Origin of the sequence: Enterococcus sp. ZQ21, assembly GCF_030053755.1 — a bacterium.
Classification (GTDB): Bacteria; Bacillota; Bacilli; order Lactobacillales; family Enterococcaceae; genus Enterococcus_B; species Enterococcus_B lactis.
On sequence record NZ_CP125658.1, the window covers coordinates 2047501 to 2062170 of the forward strand.

Below are 14670 nucleotides of genomic sequence, written 5' to 3' on the forward strand. Positions count from 1 at the left end.
ACCTCACCGACTTCGGGTGTTACAAACTCTCGTGGTGTGACGGGCGGTGTGTACAAGGCCCGGGAACGTATTCACCGCGGCGTGCTGATCCGCGATTACTAGCGATTCCGGCTTCATGCAGGCGAGTTGCAGCCTGCAATCCGAACTGAGAGAAGCTTTAAGAGATTAGCTTAGCCTCGCGACTTCGCAACTCGTTGTACTTCCCATTGTAGCACGTGTGTAGCCCAGGTCATAAGGGGCATGATGATTTGACGTCATCCCCACCTTCCTCCGGTTTGTCACCGGCAGTCTTGCTAGAGTGCCCAACTGAATGATGGCAACTAACAATAAGGGTTGCGCTCGTTGCGGGACTTAACCCAACATCTCACGACACGAGCTGACGACAACCATGCACCACCTGTCACTTTGCCCCCGAAGGGGAAGCTCTATCTCTAGAGTGGTCAAAGGATGTCAAGACCTGGTAAGGTTCTTCGCGTTGCTTCGAATTAAACCACATGCTCCACCGCTTGTGCGGGCCCCCGTCAATTCCTTTGAGTTTCAACCTTGCGGTCGTACTCCCCAGGCGGAGTGCTTAATGCGTTAGCTGCAGCACTGAAGGGCGGAAACCCTCCAACACTTAGCACTCATCGTTTACGGCGTGGACTACCAGGGTATCTAATCCTGTTTGCTCCCCACGCTTTCGAGCCTCAGCGTCAGTTACAGACCAGAGAGCCGCCTTCGCCACTGGTGTTCCTCCATATATCTACGCATTTCACCGCTACACATGGAATTCCACTCTCCTCTTCTGCACTCAAGTCTCCCAGTTTCCAATGACCCTCCCCGGTTGAGCCGGGGGCTTTCACATCAGACTTAAGAAACCGCCTGCGCTCGCTTTACGCCCAATAAATCCGGACAACGCTTGCCACCTACGTATTACCGCGGCTGCTGGCACGTAGTTAGCCGTGGCTTTCTGGTTAGATACCGTCAAGGGATGAACAGTTACTCTCATCCTTGTTCTTCTCTAACAACAGAGTTTTACGATCCGAAAACCTTCTTCACTCACGCGGCGTTGCTCGGTCAGACTTTCGTCCATTGCCGAAGATTCCCTACTGCTGCCTCCCGTAGGAGTTTGGGCCGTGTCTCAGTCCCAATGTGGCCGATCACCCTCTCAGGTCGGCTATGCATCGTGGCCTTGGTGAGCCGTTACCTCACCAACTAGCTAATGCACCGCGGGTCCATCCATCAGCGACACCCGAAAGCGCCTTTCAAATCAAAACCATGCGGTTTCGATTGTTATACGGTATTAGCACCTGTTTCCAAGTGTTATCCCCTTCTGATGGGCAGGTTACCCACGTGTTACTCACCCGTTCGCCACTCTTCTTTTTCCGGTGGAGCAAGCTCCGGTGGAAAAAGAAGCGTACGACTTGCATGTATTAGGCACGCCGCCAGCGTTCGTCCTGAGCCAGGATCAAACTCTCATAAAAAGTTCGAACAATCTTGCGATTGTTAAGCTCAATTTGTTTGCTAGCATATTGCTTGCTTGTTAAAAATGTTTGTTGTCTTGAATTGAATCAAGACGCCCTACACATTTGGTTTGTCTTACTTTGTTCAGTTTTCAAAGGTCTACTTCATCGGAAGTGTTTTTCCGATTTGTTTTTGGCTGCCGTAGCAACTTTTATATCATATCAGAGTGACAAGTGATTGTCAACTCTTTTTTAAAAGTTTTTTTGATTTCGTTTTTCAAAATCTTTCAGCAACTCATTTATCGTAACTCATCGTTTGTTATTTGTCAAGAACTTTTTTGAAGTTTTTTTCGATAGAATAAAGCTTCGCAAGTTGTTCTTTTTTAACGACTCAGTTATCTTATCATGTCATTATCAACATGTCAATAACTATTTTTTAAGTTTTTTTCAGAAACGTGATATAACGTCCGCTTCCAGAATCAACGCTGTTAAATTTATCATGTATTTCTTCCTCGGTCAACTATAAATTAAGCATTACTTTGTGAAATGATTTTTCGATCAATTATTATTATTCGTTATACAAACGTTTTCTACATATTTTGAAAACAAAATGCACTAAAAAATTATCTATAGCAGAACATTTCAATGTCTTTTCTGGATTAAACAATAAAAAAAGAAGTTTGAAAAAAATTCAAACTTCTTTGTTCGCTTAATCTGTATTTTAGAAGAAAGGCACTCCCTCTACTTCGTAAGTTCCAAGAACAGAGCGCATTTGACCTGGTTCTTCCCAAATATATCCTTCGCCTAATTCTTCTCTTTGATTCTTTTGTTCAGTCTCAAAGACAAACAACGGAACATTTTCCTGATTAATATGTGTATTTGTCAATTCCATCAAACTAATCTTGCTAACATCGATATGAACTATTTCTTTTAAGAAATTAAGTATATTCGCTAAACCAGTCTTCCCTTCAGAAAGTTCCGCTAACGCAAATTCCAACTTGTCATCAATTGAATGGACCAAAAATTTTTTAGAACCATCCTCCAAATGCAACATAATTGTACCAGCAACTCTTTTGCTTGCCAAAATTTCCACCTCGATCACCTTGTTCTATGGCTTACATAAAAATTCTAGCACATTTTCAGAAAAAATACACACTTTTTATTTCTTATTTTCTTTCCGTTCTAATTCAGATAACGCTTCTTCTATCCAAATAGGTAACTGCTCCGCAATAGTAGCAAAACCGATTTTACGATTTTTATTCGTGAAATATCTTTTTCTATGATAAGGAACAGCTGGATTTGTTTTTTCTAATGTTCTTAAAGATAAACTGATTTTTTTGGAATATTCATCAATGTCGATGATCTGAACGGTTACTGGCTGCCCGACTTTTAACAATGAATGGATATTTTTCGTATAACCGGATTGTACTTCCGAAACATGAATAAGTCCTTGCGTCTCATTATCAAGAGAGACGAATGCCCCATAAGGCTGTATCCCTGTTACTTTTCCTTCAATTATTTGTCCAATTTTATAAGTCATCTACTTCCCTCTCTTCGCATTTATCATTATACTGTAAATAGCTCAAAAAAAGAAGCGACGAAAATGACTGGAGGTATTGAGATGATCGAATTTGATAAAAAGATTTCAAGAAAAGATACAGAAAGTGTAAAATGGGACGCGATTGCCGAGACATATCAAATGGATGATTTACTTCCTTTGTGGGTAGCAGATATGGATTTCTTATCTCCCGAGGGGGTAGCTAATGCGTTTAGTGAATACATCAAACACGGAATCTTTGGTTATGCCACTCTGTCTGATAAACTCTATCAGGCTATCATTCATTGGGAACGTCAACGCCATGCTGTTGAGTTGACGAAAGAAAATATTGTTTTTACAAGTGGTGTGTTAACTAGTTTAGCTGCAGCAGTACAAACTTTTACAAAACCAGGTGATTCTATTTTGATTCACGACCCAGTTTATCCTCCATTTTCTTCTATTATAGAAACAAATCAACGTCACATTGTTCGAAGCTCTTTGCTAGAAAAAAATAATCATTTTGTCATGGACTTTTCTGACATGGAGAAAAAAATAGAAGAAAACAATGTAAAAGCAATGATCTTGTGCAATCCTCACAATCCAGGAGGTCGCGTTTGGAACAAAGAAGAATTGAAACAGTTAAGCGAATTGTGTTTAAAACATCGAGTGTTTCTGTTTAGTGACGAAATCCATCAAGATTTGACTTTATTCGATCATACATTTACTTCCATGCTGACGATTAATCCCGATTTGGACGATTTGCTCATTGCCTTTACTTCTGCAACAAAGACTTTCAATTTAGCTGCAATCAAAAATTCAATGGTATTTATCAAAAATCCAGAGCTGAAAGATAAATTTGAAAAACATCTAGTGATGAATCAACAGCACGAAATCAACACTTTTGGTTTGATTGGGACTCAAGCGGCTTATGAGACCGGTGGAGAATGGTTAAGTCAACTGATTCCTTATCTAGAAAAAAATGTTCAAACAGTTAATCAGTTTTTTGAACAGCATCTTCCGAAAGTGAGAATAATGAACCCTGAAGGAACTTATTTAATGTGGTTGGATTTTACCGCTTATATTTCAGACGACCAGAAATTAGAGAACACTCTAGTGAGAAAAGGAAAAGTCGCATTAAATCCTGGTATCACATTTGGGCCTTCCGGTCATGGACATATGCGCTTGAATATTGCTTGTCCAGAAGAAACTTTACTAGAAGGACTCCATCGAATCAAGCACGCTTTAGAAACAATCGAATAAATCAGTTATCAAAGTAAAAGGACGAGACCTTACTAGGTTTCGTCCTTTTCTATAATTACTCCGTATCATACCAAACTATTCTGAAATTTCAATTGTTTCTATCACTACATCATGTACAGGGCGGTCTTGTGGACCACGTTGCACATTTGCAATTTCATCTACTGTATCCATTCCTTCCAGTACATGTCCAAAGACTGTATGTCGGAAATCTAACCAAGGGGTTCCGCCACCTTTATACGCTTCAATGATTTCTGATGGGAATCCAGCACCTTCTAATTGTCCAAGCATATTAGCTGGCACATTTGTGTTATTTACAATAAAGAATTGGCTTCCGTTTGTGTTTGGACCTGAATTTGCCATAGATAAAGCTCCGCGAAGGTTGAACAGTTCACGACTGAATTCATCTTCAAAACTTTCTCCATAAATACTTTCTCCACCCATTCCTGTTCCAGTTGGATCGCCGCCTTGAATCATGAAATCAGGAATAACACGGTGAAAAATCACGCCATCATAATAACCTTTTTTGGAAAGTTCAATGAAATTTTGAACCGTCTTCGGTGCTAGTTCAGGGAATAATTGAACAGTAATATCACCACGGTTTGTTTTGATAACAGCTTTTGGTCCTTTTTCACTTTTTAAATCTAGTTGTGGGAATCCCATATTGTTTCCTCCTATTATTTGCATACTTCATAAATAATAATAACATAATACCTAACCTTCCGTAAAAATACTAGATTTGTTTTTCTTTATTTTTTCATCACTGCCTGCATTCCATGAATAAATTCTATGACTGGCCATTTCAACTTCAAATGTTTTTGAGAAGCATTCTCAATTAAATTCTGCTATAGTGTGAAAAGGGAGGAATTTTTTATGGAAATCTATGACATTACAATTATCGGTGCAGGTCCTGTGGGGATGTTTGCCGCTTTTTATGCAGGAATGCGCCAAGCTAAAACAAAAATCATTGACAGTCTACCTCAACTTGGTGGTCAATTAGCAACATTATATCCTGAAAAATATATTTACGATATCCCAGGTTATCCAGCAATCAAAGCAAGTGAATTAATCGATCAATTAGAAAAACAGTTAACTACTTTTAACCATACATTTCATTTAAAAGAAGAAGTTCTCTCGCTTACTCGTGAAGACGAAGTTATCGAGATCACTACAAATAAAGGCATACATTATTCTAAAGCAGTCATTTTAGCTTTAGGAAATGGTTCATTCCAGCCAAGAAAATTGAATTTAGATAATGCTGAAACATTCGAAAACCACGGATTGGATTATTTCGTAAATGATTTGATGAAATATGCCGGAAAAAAAGTTGCTATTGCTGGAGGCGGTGATTCTGCTATCGATTGGGCATTGATGTTGGAGCCTATTGCAAGCGAAGTTTACCTGATCCATCGTCGTCCGGAATTCCGTGCGCATGAACATAGCGTATCACGTTTGAAGTCTTCATCTGTCAACTTGCTTACTCCATATCTAATCGATGGATTGTCTGGAAACGATGGAGAACTGTCAGATATCCGCTTAAAAAAAGTGAAGAGCGATGAAACAATTGATTTGATGATTGATGCTCTGATCGTCAATTATGGATTCACTTCTAATTTAGAACATCTCTCTTCTTGGGGACTTGATAGTACCAGAAATGCCATCACTGTAAAATCAGATATGTCTACTTCTATTCCAGGTGTTTATGCAGCTGGTGATATCTGTACCTATGAAGGAAAAGTGAAACTGATTGCTACTGGGCTCGGTGAAGCACCTACCGCAGTGAACAATGCATTACACTACATTAATCCAAAAGAACGGACTCAGCCTGGTCACAGCACAAGCTTATATGATAAAAATCTTCGTCCTAGTTGATTTTTTAGATTCCTCTGCATTTCAAGCGAGATCCGAAAGCAGTTTCTTGCATTTTTTTCATGTTCCGTTAACATGAAATAGAGAAAGAAAAATAAAGGGGGAGCAATAATATGGTCGTCAAAACTGAGACTTTAGAAGAAAAAGCAAGAGAACTATTGAAGGAACGTGGCGTAACTGTAGAAGATATCGCACAACTTGTCATGTTTTTACAAAAAGACTATATTTCTGATTTGACTTTGGCAGATTGTACTGAAAGTGTCAACAGCGTATTAACAAAACGTGAAGTACATAACGCCATTATCACCGGAATCCAATTAGATATATTAGCAGAAAAGAAAAGATTGATGGATCCGTTGCAACACATTATCGAAGATGACGAAGGTCTTTACGGTATCGATGAGATCTTAGCTTTATCAATCGTGAATGTTTACGGTACGATTGGCTTTACGAACTATGGCTATATCGATAAAGTGAAACCTGGTATTTTAAAAGAACTAAACAGCCACGATGGCGTTCATGTCCATACCTTCTTAGATGATATCGTCGGAGCAATCGCCGCTGCTGCTGCCAGTCGATTAGCACACAAAGAACCAGAAAAAAGAAGTCGACTTACTCAATAAATCAAAAAAAGAAAGAAAACGTCTATTTAGACGAGTTCTTTCTTTTTTGTTTGTTTCAAACTATTTTTCCCTAAGAAAAGAAAAATAGCAAAAAATACTTCTAATACTACAAAGAACAAGATAAAGCTATGCATGAAAAATTCTTCTGGAAGTACATTGATGATTGGATCAGTTACAGGATCGAATAACCAGTCATCGTTGTTGAAAAACGTTTCATGAAAAAGGATAAAAAAGCGATCAAATCCAATCATCATGAAAAAACCGAAAATAACTGGCAGCAACATGCCAATCTGAAACGGACGAATCAATCGCCAAAGACGATCATTCTTTTGCAAATATCTGATAAACAAAATACTTGGGATCAGAGTGATGAAAAATACAGCATAATCCACTAAAAACAAAATTTTCACTTCATAAAAATGATGAGCTCCGCTAGCAGAAACTGGAAAGTCCGGCAAACTGAGGACTGTTTGGAAGGGATTATTAAGATAATTCATCAGGTGATCAAAATTTTTCAGTAATGTCTCTTGGTCTAAAGAAGTATAATCCAAAATATGCAAATGTCCGATATCAAATACATACAGCGGTCGAAAATTGATCGTCACACCAACTGCCAAACTGATCAGCGTCAGAAACAGGCTGAATAATCCGGCATATTCCAACCACCGCCATCTCGAATTTTTCATATTAGAAGCTCCATTCATCCAATGATCGTTTCACATAGGTAGCTGGGATAGGCAGCCCAGGTACATCTTCTTCTTTTGTGAAACCTGATAAAACGAGCAAAGTATCGATATTATTACGTATCCCTGCTTGGATATCTGTTTCATAGTTATCTCCAACCATGATTACTTCTTCTTTTTGCAGACCTAATACTTCAACGGCTTTATCCATAATGATTGCTTCTGGTTTTCCGATATAAATTGGTGGAGTTTGGGTTGCTGTCTCGACGAAAGAGATGACTGACCCAGCTCCAGGAAGAAGACCTCGTTCGGTAGGTATATTCTTATCCGGATTCGTTCCAATGAAAGTAGCCCCTTTTTGAATAGCAAGAGTTGCTTTGACGACCTTTTCATAGGTCAAATAATTATCTAGCCCTACTACAACATAGTCAGGAACCTCTTCTTCCCATGTAAATCCGGCAGCTAAAATCAAGTCAATCAATCCGGCTTCTCCGATAACATACACTTTTTTTCCTTTTCCATCTGTTTTCATGAAATCAATTGTAGCCAAAGTAGCTGTATAAACTGTTTCTGGTGCTACATGAATGTCAAACTCATCTGCTAGACGATTAGCCACTGTTTCTGGCGACTTAGTCGTGTTATTCGTAACAAATAAGAAAGGCAATTTCCTTTTTTGTAATTCTTCCACAAACCGTTTTCCTGCCGGTATAGGTTCCGTCCCGCGATAAATCGTCCCGTCTAAATCAATTAAATATCCTTTATAATCCATTCATCCACTACTCTTCCTTTTTTCTTATCGTAAATGCTGTTTTTGTTTTTTCCACTTGTTTAGATTGTTCCTGTTTTTTTACTTTTTCAGAGGTTTTTGCTGACTCTGTTTTTCGGTTTTTAATAACCGGTTTTTTGCGATTCGATGTGACTGGTCCTTTTTTCTCATCGATATACGCACGATTATGGTTTTTTTTCTTTTTTCGGCGCTGAGTTGTCTTTTCTTTTTTACCGCCGATTCTTTCGATGACAAAATACGCACAACCAAAATTGCAATATTCGTAAAGATAGTCTTCCAATGAATCAATTCGCTGATCCGGATGCGCCCGTCGATTATCCGCTCGGAAGAATCCTTTTAAACGTAGTTGTTCATAACCCCAATCTCCTACGATATAATCATATCGGGCTAATACATCACTGTATCGTTCTCCCAGTTTTTCTGCATTAAATCCTTCACGATAATCGGACACAAGCCGATAATGTCTTTCGCCTACCAAAAAATTACTGTCATCTAACAGCGTCACTAATTCACCTTTGACTTTTTCTGCTTTCGGCTCCTCGACGATTTCTTCCAAAGCAGCTGTCAATTCTTCTGTGACTGTTTTTTCCTGTTCAGCTGATGATTTTTTCTTAGCAATTTCTGTTTTATGCTCAACGTTCTGCTGTTCATTTTGTTTTGCAGACATGCGTTCACCACCTATCTTTTTTATTATACCTTGTTTTTATTTGATTGGGTAGTGAGCTTTCAAGTAATCTCCTACCACGCTTCGGATAAATTCAGGAAACAAAAATTCATTTTTTCCAACAATTTCGATCGTTGGAAAAAATGGGACAAACATTAGATGATCGACGGTAGTAAAAGTATAATTTTTAGTCGGATCGACTGGCTTGTTCTTCCAAAAGACTTGGTGGTTAACAGAATCATACGTGATTCCATTATAGACCATCTGTCCAAAAATCTTGCCGCGAAATCCCATTCCCTTCATCGGATAGTTACGTAAAAAAAGACGATTTTTTTCTATTTCTAAAACTAAACGAATCAGATCATTTCCACCCAATGTGACATTCAGCAAGTGCATTGGATGCGGCAATGCCGTGTGAAGCTGATCTTGATTGACACGTCCTTTTGGAATTTCAGTTAAAAACAGACCACTGTTTAATATTGCGGCGTCCGTCTTTCCTCGTTCTTTCACCGCCTCAAGGGCTACTTGGATAAACGAATGCTCACTGAAGATATCTAGGCTTAAAGAAAACGGCAAATCCGCTACTTCTTTTTCTTTTAGCAGCTCATGCCCCTGTTCTAAGTAACCGTTTACCTCTTGTTCATCTTCTGTAAAAGCTGTCATTGTTTCTGTAGGGATGGCTTTGGCCGAATGCTTAAGGATTTTTTTTTCTTCATCGATGGTTAAATGGACTTCTCCCACATACTGACCGTATTTGCCAGCTGCTGCTATTTGGACATCGTTGACTACATGACCTTCTCTGAATAAATGATGGGTGTGCGAACCTAAAATAACATCAATTGCTGGTATTTCTTTTGCAATTTGTAAATCATCTTGAATCCCGAGATGACTCATCAAAACTAAAACATCCACTTGTGGACGTAAATCTTCGACTAATTCCGGCAAAATATCATATGGATTGCGTATGTCCCAGCCATTTGGATTATACGTAAGCGGGAACGGGGCAGTAAATGCAATCAAGCCAATTTTTGTCTGGTGTTTCGTTGTAATGATTTTATACGGTTTCGTCCATATCGGTGGCTGCAACGTATTTTTATCGAACAAGTTATCAAGGATGATATCAAACTCAGCATGATCATATAAATGATTTAGATCTTCTTTGGAATTTCCTACGCCTTCATTGTTTCCTATCGTCGCTGCATCATAACCAACTTCATTCATCAGCAAGATATTCGCCTGTCCATTCGTTGCCTCTGATAATGGATGCCAACGATCCACAAAATCACCTAGATCGACTGTAATCGTTGTTGTATTTTCTTTCTTTTCGTTTTCTCGTTTACGCTGATCTAAGAATCTTCTGATCCTTGGCCAATTTTCTAAATGTGAATGCAGATCATTCGTATGTAAAATCACTATTTTTTCCATGTGTCCTCTCGCCTCTCTTTATCTTCATCATACCACAGGCAGCTTTTTCTTCCATTGAAACAAGCTCCATTTCAGAGCTTTTCCTGCCTAAAAGCAAATTACATAAGTATAATATTCGATAAAATAGTCTGGCTAAAAGAACGAAAAACCATTCAGTTTTATAGCCTAATTATTTCTAGAAATAAAAAAAAAACAGACCCGAAAGTCTGTCGTCGTTTCATTATAATCAGACACATGGCGGAACCTGCTTAGTGCTGCTTCCTTCCAGACCTGACACGCTTCACAAGCCCACCATTGTCCTAGCCTTTCGGCAAAGAATAGTATACCTTATTTTTCATTCGTTGACTAGTCTTTTTTTAATTTCTTTTTTCGCTGACGTAGCTTTCGAAAAAAGTCAGTCAAAATCATCCCGCATTCGTCTTCTAAAATGCCACCTTCTACATACGCTTGATGGTTGAATCGTTCGTCTTCCAAAAGATTCATCAAAGTGCCGGCTGTTCCGCCTTTCGGGTCATATGCACCGAAATAAACTTCTGCTACACGAGACAAAATCATCGCGCCACTGCACATAGGACAAGGTTCCAAGGTAACAAAAAGAGACGCATTTTCTAAGCGCCAACTTCCAACTTTTTCACAGGCTTCCTTGATTGCAAGCATTTCTGCATGTGTAGTAGCATCTTGTGTCGTTTCTCTAAGGTTATATCCTTTTCCAATTACTTCTCCCTCTAATACAACCACTGCTCCAATCGGAACCTCATGGAGCACTTCTGCTTTTTTTGCTTCTGCCAATGCAAGGCGCATCCATTTTTCTTTATCTACTGCATCAAGATTTGTATTAACCAATTATCCTTCCCTGCCTTTGTTTTTTCTTGTTTTACTTTAGCATATGACAAAAAGGCTGTAACTAACTTTTTTTTCTATGGTAAAATAAATACAAGAGGTGAACAAGATGAAAATGAATAAATTACTTGCTCTTTACCCACAAGCACAGAAAAAAAGCTGTCCAGCGTCAGAAGCTGATATCCTTTCTTTTGCAGTTGATGATGCTTTTATTTGGATCAAAAGCGATTCACTATCCCAACAAGAAACTAGTCTTTTGAAAGCGTTATTCCCTATAGTCAGCGATCAAAAAAAACATCCATGGTATCACTATCTTTTTAAAGATGCTTCTTGCATCCAAGAAAAAAGCTTTCGCTTGATCCAGCTTCACGTCGAATCGAAAGGAGAATTCTTAAAAAAAGAATGGCAAGATACTATTTTGGAATTATTTCGCTATTCTGCTGATTTCTTCTTTTATACAGATACTGATGCTCTCTTGATCGAACAAAAAAATTGTGATTATCTTGATGCTGCTGAGATCAATGGTATTTTTCTATCTTTAGATGCTGATTTTGATACGACAACGTCTGTATTCGTTGGTTCTTTTCATTCACCAGGTAGCGACCTTGTCCCTTTGTTTGCTGAAGAAAGAAGAATTTTTTTAACAGAGCAAAACAATCTCTATACTCACAGCCGTACTTTTTCTATGCAAGATGTTGCTTTACATTACTATACAAAAGATGTCATGAAAGATAGTGCGTTGATCAAAAGTTACATAGAACTGATCAAACAAAATGAAATGGAAGAGATTATTCAAGAATTATGGAATGAATTAGGTAATGTCAGCTCTGCTGCAAAAACATTGTTTCTTCATCGGAATACGCTAAAATATCGAATCGAAAAATTTCAAGAACAATCAGGTTTCAAACTAAAAAAAGCCAATGATTTACTGTTTTGCTACCTTTTATTGATTCATGAACATGATTAAAGATAAGTTAAAGGGGTTATGACAAAAATTTTGTCACAACCCCTTATTTCGAATGAATAGTGTTCAAAAGCTAGTTTCTCTTACATCATTTTTTCAACAAAATGCATAAGGCGATCTTTTACGTCTTCGGTTGAGTCTTTGATGGAATCACCGTAAACAGAGATTTTCTTTTTTCCTGATTTTATTTTTGCTAACATCCCCATCAAAGAATCCAAGTCACTATCTGACAGATCATCTACGATTTCCATCAATTTTTCATTTCCATCGAATTTGTCATGGACGAATTTTTTTACTTTTGTCCGAGTAGTCATATGATGGATCTTTTCCATTACTTTTCCCGATACGACGACTGCTGTCGCTACACTGGCAGCGGCTGCTACGCTTAATCCAATTGTTACTTTTGTTGATGTTTTCATAAGTATCAGCTCCTTTTTATCTACTTCAATCATAGCATAGACAAAAAAATAAACGAACTAATCCACTCATCGAAATCAGCGAAATCTTAATCCTTTAGGAAAAAAGTTCTTTACTGTTCCTTTTACTTGTTTACCAAAACCGACAGGTATCTTATCCAATACTAATAAAACCCATCCTTGATCCCCATCACGTTGAAATGTTTCTCCTGCTGTGTAAGATTGCCATTCCTTTTGAGTGATCGACAAACAAGGGATGTTTTCTGTCTTTTTCATAGCAAGTGCTAAGGCATAGCTAGGTTCAAATCGATTCTTTTTGAAATCTCCTAAATGCAAACCTGTACGCATGACTTTCAAACCATCAAGAGAAGGGAGCAACTCAGGAACTTCCCAAAGATGATCGTTGAACACTAAAAGTCTCCCAGTGATTTCATAATGGAAATCCATTGAAAATTCCGTCCAAAGTTTTTCCTGTTCTTTTGTCAATTGTTCTTTCCGTTTCTTACGTACTTTCTTTTCTTTACACGTCGGGTTTTGTCCATGAAAAGTCAACTTTGCGACAAAATGCCCTTCTCCTTGATTTTCATGAGGCCATATACGTACTGTTTTGTCCAAACCATCTACGCTTCCCCATTCAGGACGTCCTGAACTAACGGTTTGAGACAAAGGGATTTCTTCAATTGTTACTGGATAATTTTCTACAAGCCAGCTAATAATCTCTTCATTTTCTTCTGGTGCAAACGTACAAGTAGAGTAGATCAGCTGCCCTTCATGTTTTAGCATCTTTATTGCTGAAGACAAAATCTCTTGCTGACGTTTTTGACAGTGTAGCGGAGATTCTTCTGTCCACTCTTTTACTGCATTCGGGTCTTTTCTGAACATCCCTTCCCCTGAACAAGGCGCATCAACCACGATCCGATCAAAAAAACCGGAAAAATGAGGAACAAGCTCTGCAGGTGCATGATTTGTCACTATTGCGTTCGAAACTCCCCATCGTTCTATATTTTCTGATAGGATTTTCGCGCGTTTCGGAAATATCTCATTTGACACTAATAACCCTTTGCCTCTCATTTGAGCAGCTAATTGGGTCGATTTACCGCCGGGAGCCGCACACAAATCCAATACTTTTTCTCCGGGTTTTGCTGCAGCAGCTGTTCCAACAATCATTGCACTTGGTTCTTGGCTATATTCGTACCCAGCTTGATGGAGGAAAGACTTTCCATTCACAGTGCCAAGAAATCCCTCATTGCTGTAGGGAGCGGGTTGCAATTCTTCGCTATGGTAAGTTTGAACCATAGCCAATCCTGCCGGTTTTAGTGGATTCCACCGAAATCCTTTTTTTGCGCTTCCTTGCTCAAGTGCGCAAAAAAATTCAGTTGATTCTTCGCCTAAAAGAAGACGGTATTTTTTGATAAATTGCTGTGGTAACGTTGTAGCTTCCTCCTTCATTCAAATGTTTCGTTAGACATTTTACAATCTTTTTTACGAAAAATAAAGGTGGCTGATCTACTTTTTCATGTTGCTTCCTAAGATAACTGGTCCTTTAAGATACTTTCCAAGTATTCATCCGTCACCTCGTTTTTATCCCAAACAGCGTTCATCGTTTCAAAAAAATCTTGAGAAAAATTATCTGAGCTTAAACTTCCCAATGCATTAAGCCAAAGCAATTCAAGCAACTTTTCTTCTTTGACTTTCGTGTGGCTTTTGATGTATGAGAAAAATGGCCGTTTAAATAGCGAATTCATGTCTAATTCAGATTTTGCAATGATTCCACGGATACTTTCATGGATAGAAAAAAAATCTTTCAGCAAGTAGACTGTGCTTAGAACATCATTGGAATTGCATTCAGCTAAGTATCGTTCAAAGCAAACAGTGATTTCTTCTAATATTTTCTCCTTTAACCCGCTGATCGATTTGAAATGTGTATAAATCGGATATGTAGAGCACCCGCAGAAATCCGCCAGATCTCTTGCAGTAATTGATTTCATTCCATATTCTTCCACATATACCATACTTTTGAACAGCAAGTATTCTTTACTATAATTCGTTACTCTCCCCATTATTCTTACCTCCTTCCCTCTTCAACTACCCTCTAATAAATAACATACAAAATTAAAAAAATAGCGAAATAATCACTGATAACCTTCATAATCACTTTAGATA

At 38.4% G+C, this 14670-nt stretch carries 15 protein-coding genes, 1 rRNA gene and 1 other RNA gene (1 of these 17 only partly in view); 4 read left to right on the forward strand and 13 right to left on the reverse strand.

From position 1 onward, the window contains the following. The 3 genes from QK255_RS09955 to QK255_RS09965 all read right to left on the reverse strand — a co-directional run. A 16S ribosomal RNA gene (locus QK255_RS09955) occupies positions 1-1463 on the reverse strand (it extends 98 nt beyond the left edge of the window). A 700-nt stretch (positions 1464-2163) separates the two neighbouring features. Then, positions 2164-2526 (reverse strand): hypothetical protein, encoded by a 363-nt coding sequence (locus QK255_RS09960; protein WP_002310196.1) that lies wholly within the window; start codon positions 2524-2526, stop codon positions 2164-2166. A 75-nt stretch (positions 2527-2601) separates the two neighbouring features. Further along, on the reverse strand, positions 2602-2982 hold the full coding sequence (locus QK255_RS09965; protein WP_283341540.1) for a CvfD/Ygs/GSP13 family RNA-binding post-transcriptional regulator: 381 nt from the start codon (positions 2980-2982) through the stop codon (positions 2602-2604). Between the two features lie 63 nt (positions 2983-3045). Here QK255_RS09965 and QK255_RS09970 point away from each other — a divergent pair, with 63 nt between their 5' ends. After that, the gene (locus QK255_RS09970) at positions 3046-4239 is read left to right on the forward strand and encodes a MalY/PatB family protein (RefSeq protein WP_185953550.1); all 1194 of its coding nucleotides are present in this window, start codon (positions 3046-3048) and stop codon (positions 4237-4239) included. Between the two features lie 75 nt (positions 4240-4314). Here QK255_RS09970 and QK255_RS09975 read toward each other — a convergent pair whose 3' ends face one another. Then, positions 4315-4899 carry a peptidylprolyl isomerase gene (locus tag QK255_RS09975; RefSeq protein WP_002290993.1) on the reverse strand — a complete coding sequence of 195 codons (585 nt, stop codon included), beginning with the start codon at positions 4897-4899 and terminating at the stop codon, positions 4315-4317. A 210-nt stretch (positions 4900-5109) separates the two neighbouring features. On the opposite strand from QK255_RS09975, the gene QK255_RS09980 reads away from it, so the two are divergent. Both QK255_RS09980 and QK255_RS09985 read left to right on the forward strand, forming a co-directional pair. Next, positions 5110-6108: an NAD(P)/FAD-dependent oxidoreductase gene (locus QK255_RS09980; protein ID WP_002290995.1), complete on the forward strand. Its 999-nt coding sequence runs from the start codon at positions 5110-5112 to the stop codon at positions 6106-6108. 110 nt (positions 6109-6218) lie between these two features. Beyond that, positions 6219-6728 carry a phosphatidylglycerophosphatase A family protein gene (locus tag QK255_RS09985; protein WP_002290997.1) on the forward strand — a complete coding sequence of 170 codons (510 nt, stop codon included), beginning with the start codon at positions 6219-6221 and terminating at the stop codon, positions 6726-6728. A 26-nt stretch (positions 6729-6754) separates the two neighbouring features. On the opposite strand, the gene QK255_RS09990 is transcribed toward QK255_RS09985, so the two are convergent. The 6 genes from QK255_RS09990 to tadA all read right to left on the reverse strand — a co-directional run bounded on the left by QK255_RS09990 (position 6755) and on the right by tadA (position 11130). Next, the gene (locus QK255_RS09990; RefSeq protein WP_002310190.1) at positions 6755-7414 is read right to left on the reverse strand and encodes a TIGR01906 family membrane protein; all 660 of its coding nucleotides are present in this window, start codon (positions 7412-7414) and stop codon (positions 6755-6757) included. Between the two features lies 1 nt (position 7415). Then, a complete protein-coding gene (locus tag QK255_RS09995; RefSeq protein ID WP_002290999.1) occupies positions 7416-8180 on the reverse strand; it encodes a TIGR01457 family HAD-type hydrolase in 765 nt (254 codons plus the stop codon). Between the two features lie 7 nt (positions 8181-8187). Further along, entirely contained in the window at positions 8188-8865 is a 678-nt protein-coding gene (locus QK255_RS10000; RefSeq protein ID WP_002335489.1) for a YutD family protein, read from the reverse strand. A 36-nt stretch (positions 8866-8901) separates the two neighbouring features. Then, on the reverse strand, positions 8902-10287 hold the full coding sequence (locus QK255_RS10005; protein ID WP_002291001.1) for a bifunctional metallophosphatase/5'-nucleotidase: 1386 nt from the start codon (positions 10285-10287) through the stop codon (positions 8902-8904). A 219-nt stretch (positions 10288-10506) separates the two neighbouring features. Beyond that, positions 10507-10593, reverse strand: an RNA gene (gene ffs, locus QK255_RS10010) — signal recognition particle sRNA small type. A 39-nt stretch (positions 10594-10632) separates the two neighbouring features. Beyond that, entirely contained in the window at positions 10633-11130 is a 498-nt protein-coding gene (tadA, locus tag QK255_RS10015; RefSeq protein ID WP_002291003.1) for a tRNA adenosine(34) deaminase TadA, read from the reverse strand. A gap of 106 nt (positions 11131-11236) precedes the next feature. On the opposite strand from tadA, the gene QK255_RS10020 reads away from it, so the two are divergent. Further along, on the forward strand, positions 11237-12094 hold the full coding sequence (locus QK255_RS10020; RefSeq protein WP_002291005.1) for a helix-turn-helix domain-containing protein: 858 nt from the start codon (positions 11237-11239) through the stop codon (positions 12092-12094). A gap of 80 nt (positions 12095-12174) precedes the next feature. On the opposite strand, the gene QK255_RS10025 is transcribed toward QK255_RS10020, so the two are convergent. From QK255_RS10025 to QK255_RS10035, 3 genes are all read right to left on the reverse strand, one after another. Beyond that, positions 12175-12510 carry a hypothetical protein gene (locus tag QK255_RS10025; RefSeq protein ID WP_002291007.1) on the reverse strand — a complete coding sequence of 112 codons (336 nt, stop codon included), beginning with the start codon at positions 12508-12510 and terminating at the stop codon, positions 12175-12177. A 75-nt stretch (positions 12511-12585) separates the two neighbouring features. After that, positions 12586-13956, reverse strand: coding sequence for an RsmF rRNA methyltransferase first C-terminal domain-containing protein (locus QK255_RS10030; RefSeq protein WP_002335488.1), 1371 nt, complete (start codon positions 13954-13956; stop codon positions 12586-12588). A gap of 77 nt (positions 13957-14033) precedes the next feature. Further along, positions 14034-14570 carry a TetR/AcrR family transcriptional regulator gene (locus QK255_RS10035; RefSeq protein WP_024635808.1) on the reverse strand — a complete coding sequence of 179 codons (537 nt, stop codon included), beginning with the start codon at positions 14568-14570 and terminating at the stop codon, positions 14034-14036. Positions 14571-14670: the final 100 nt, after the last annotated feature.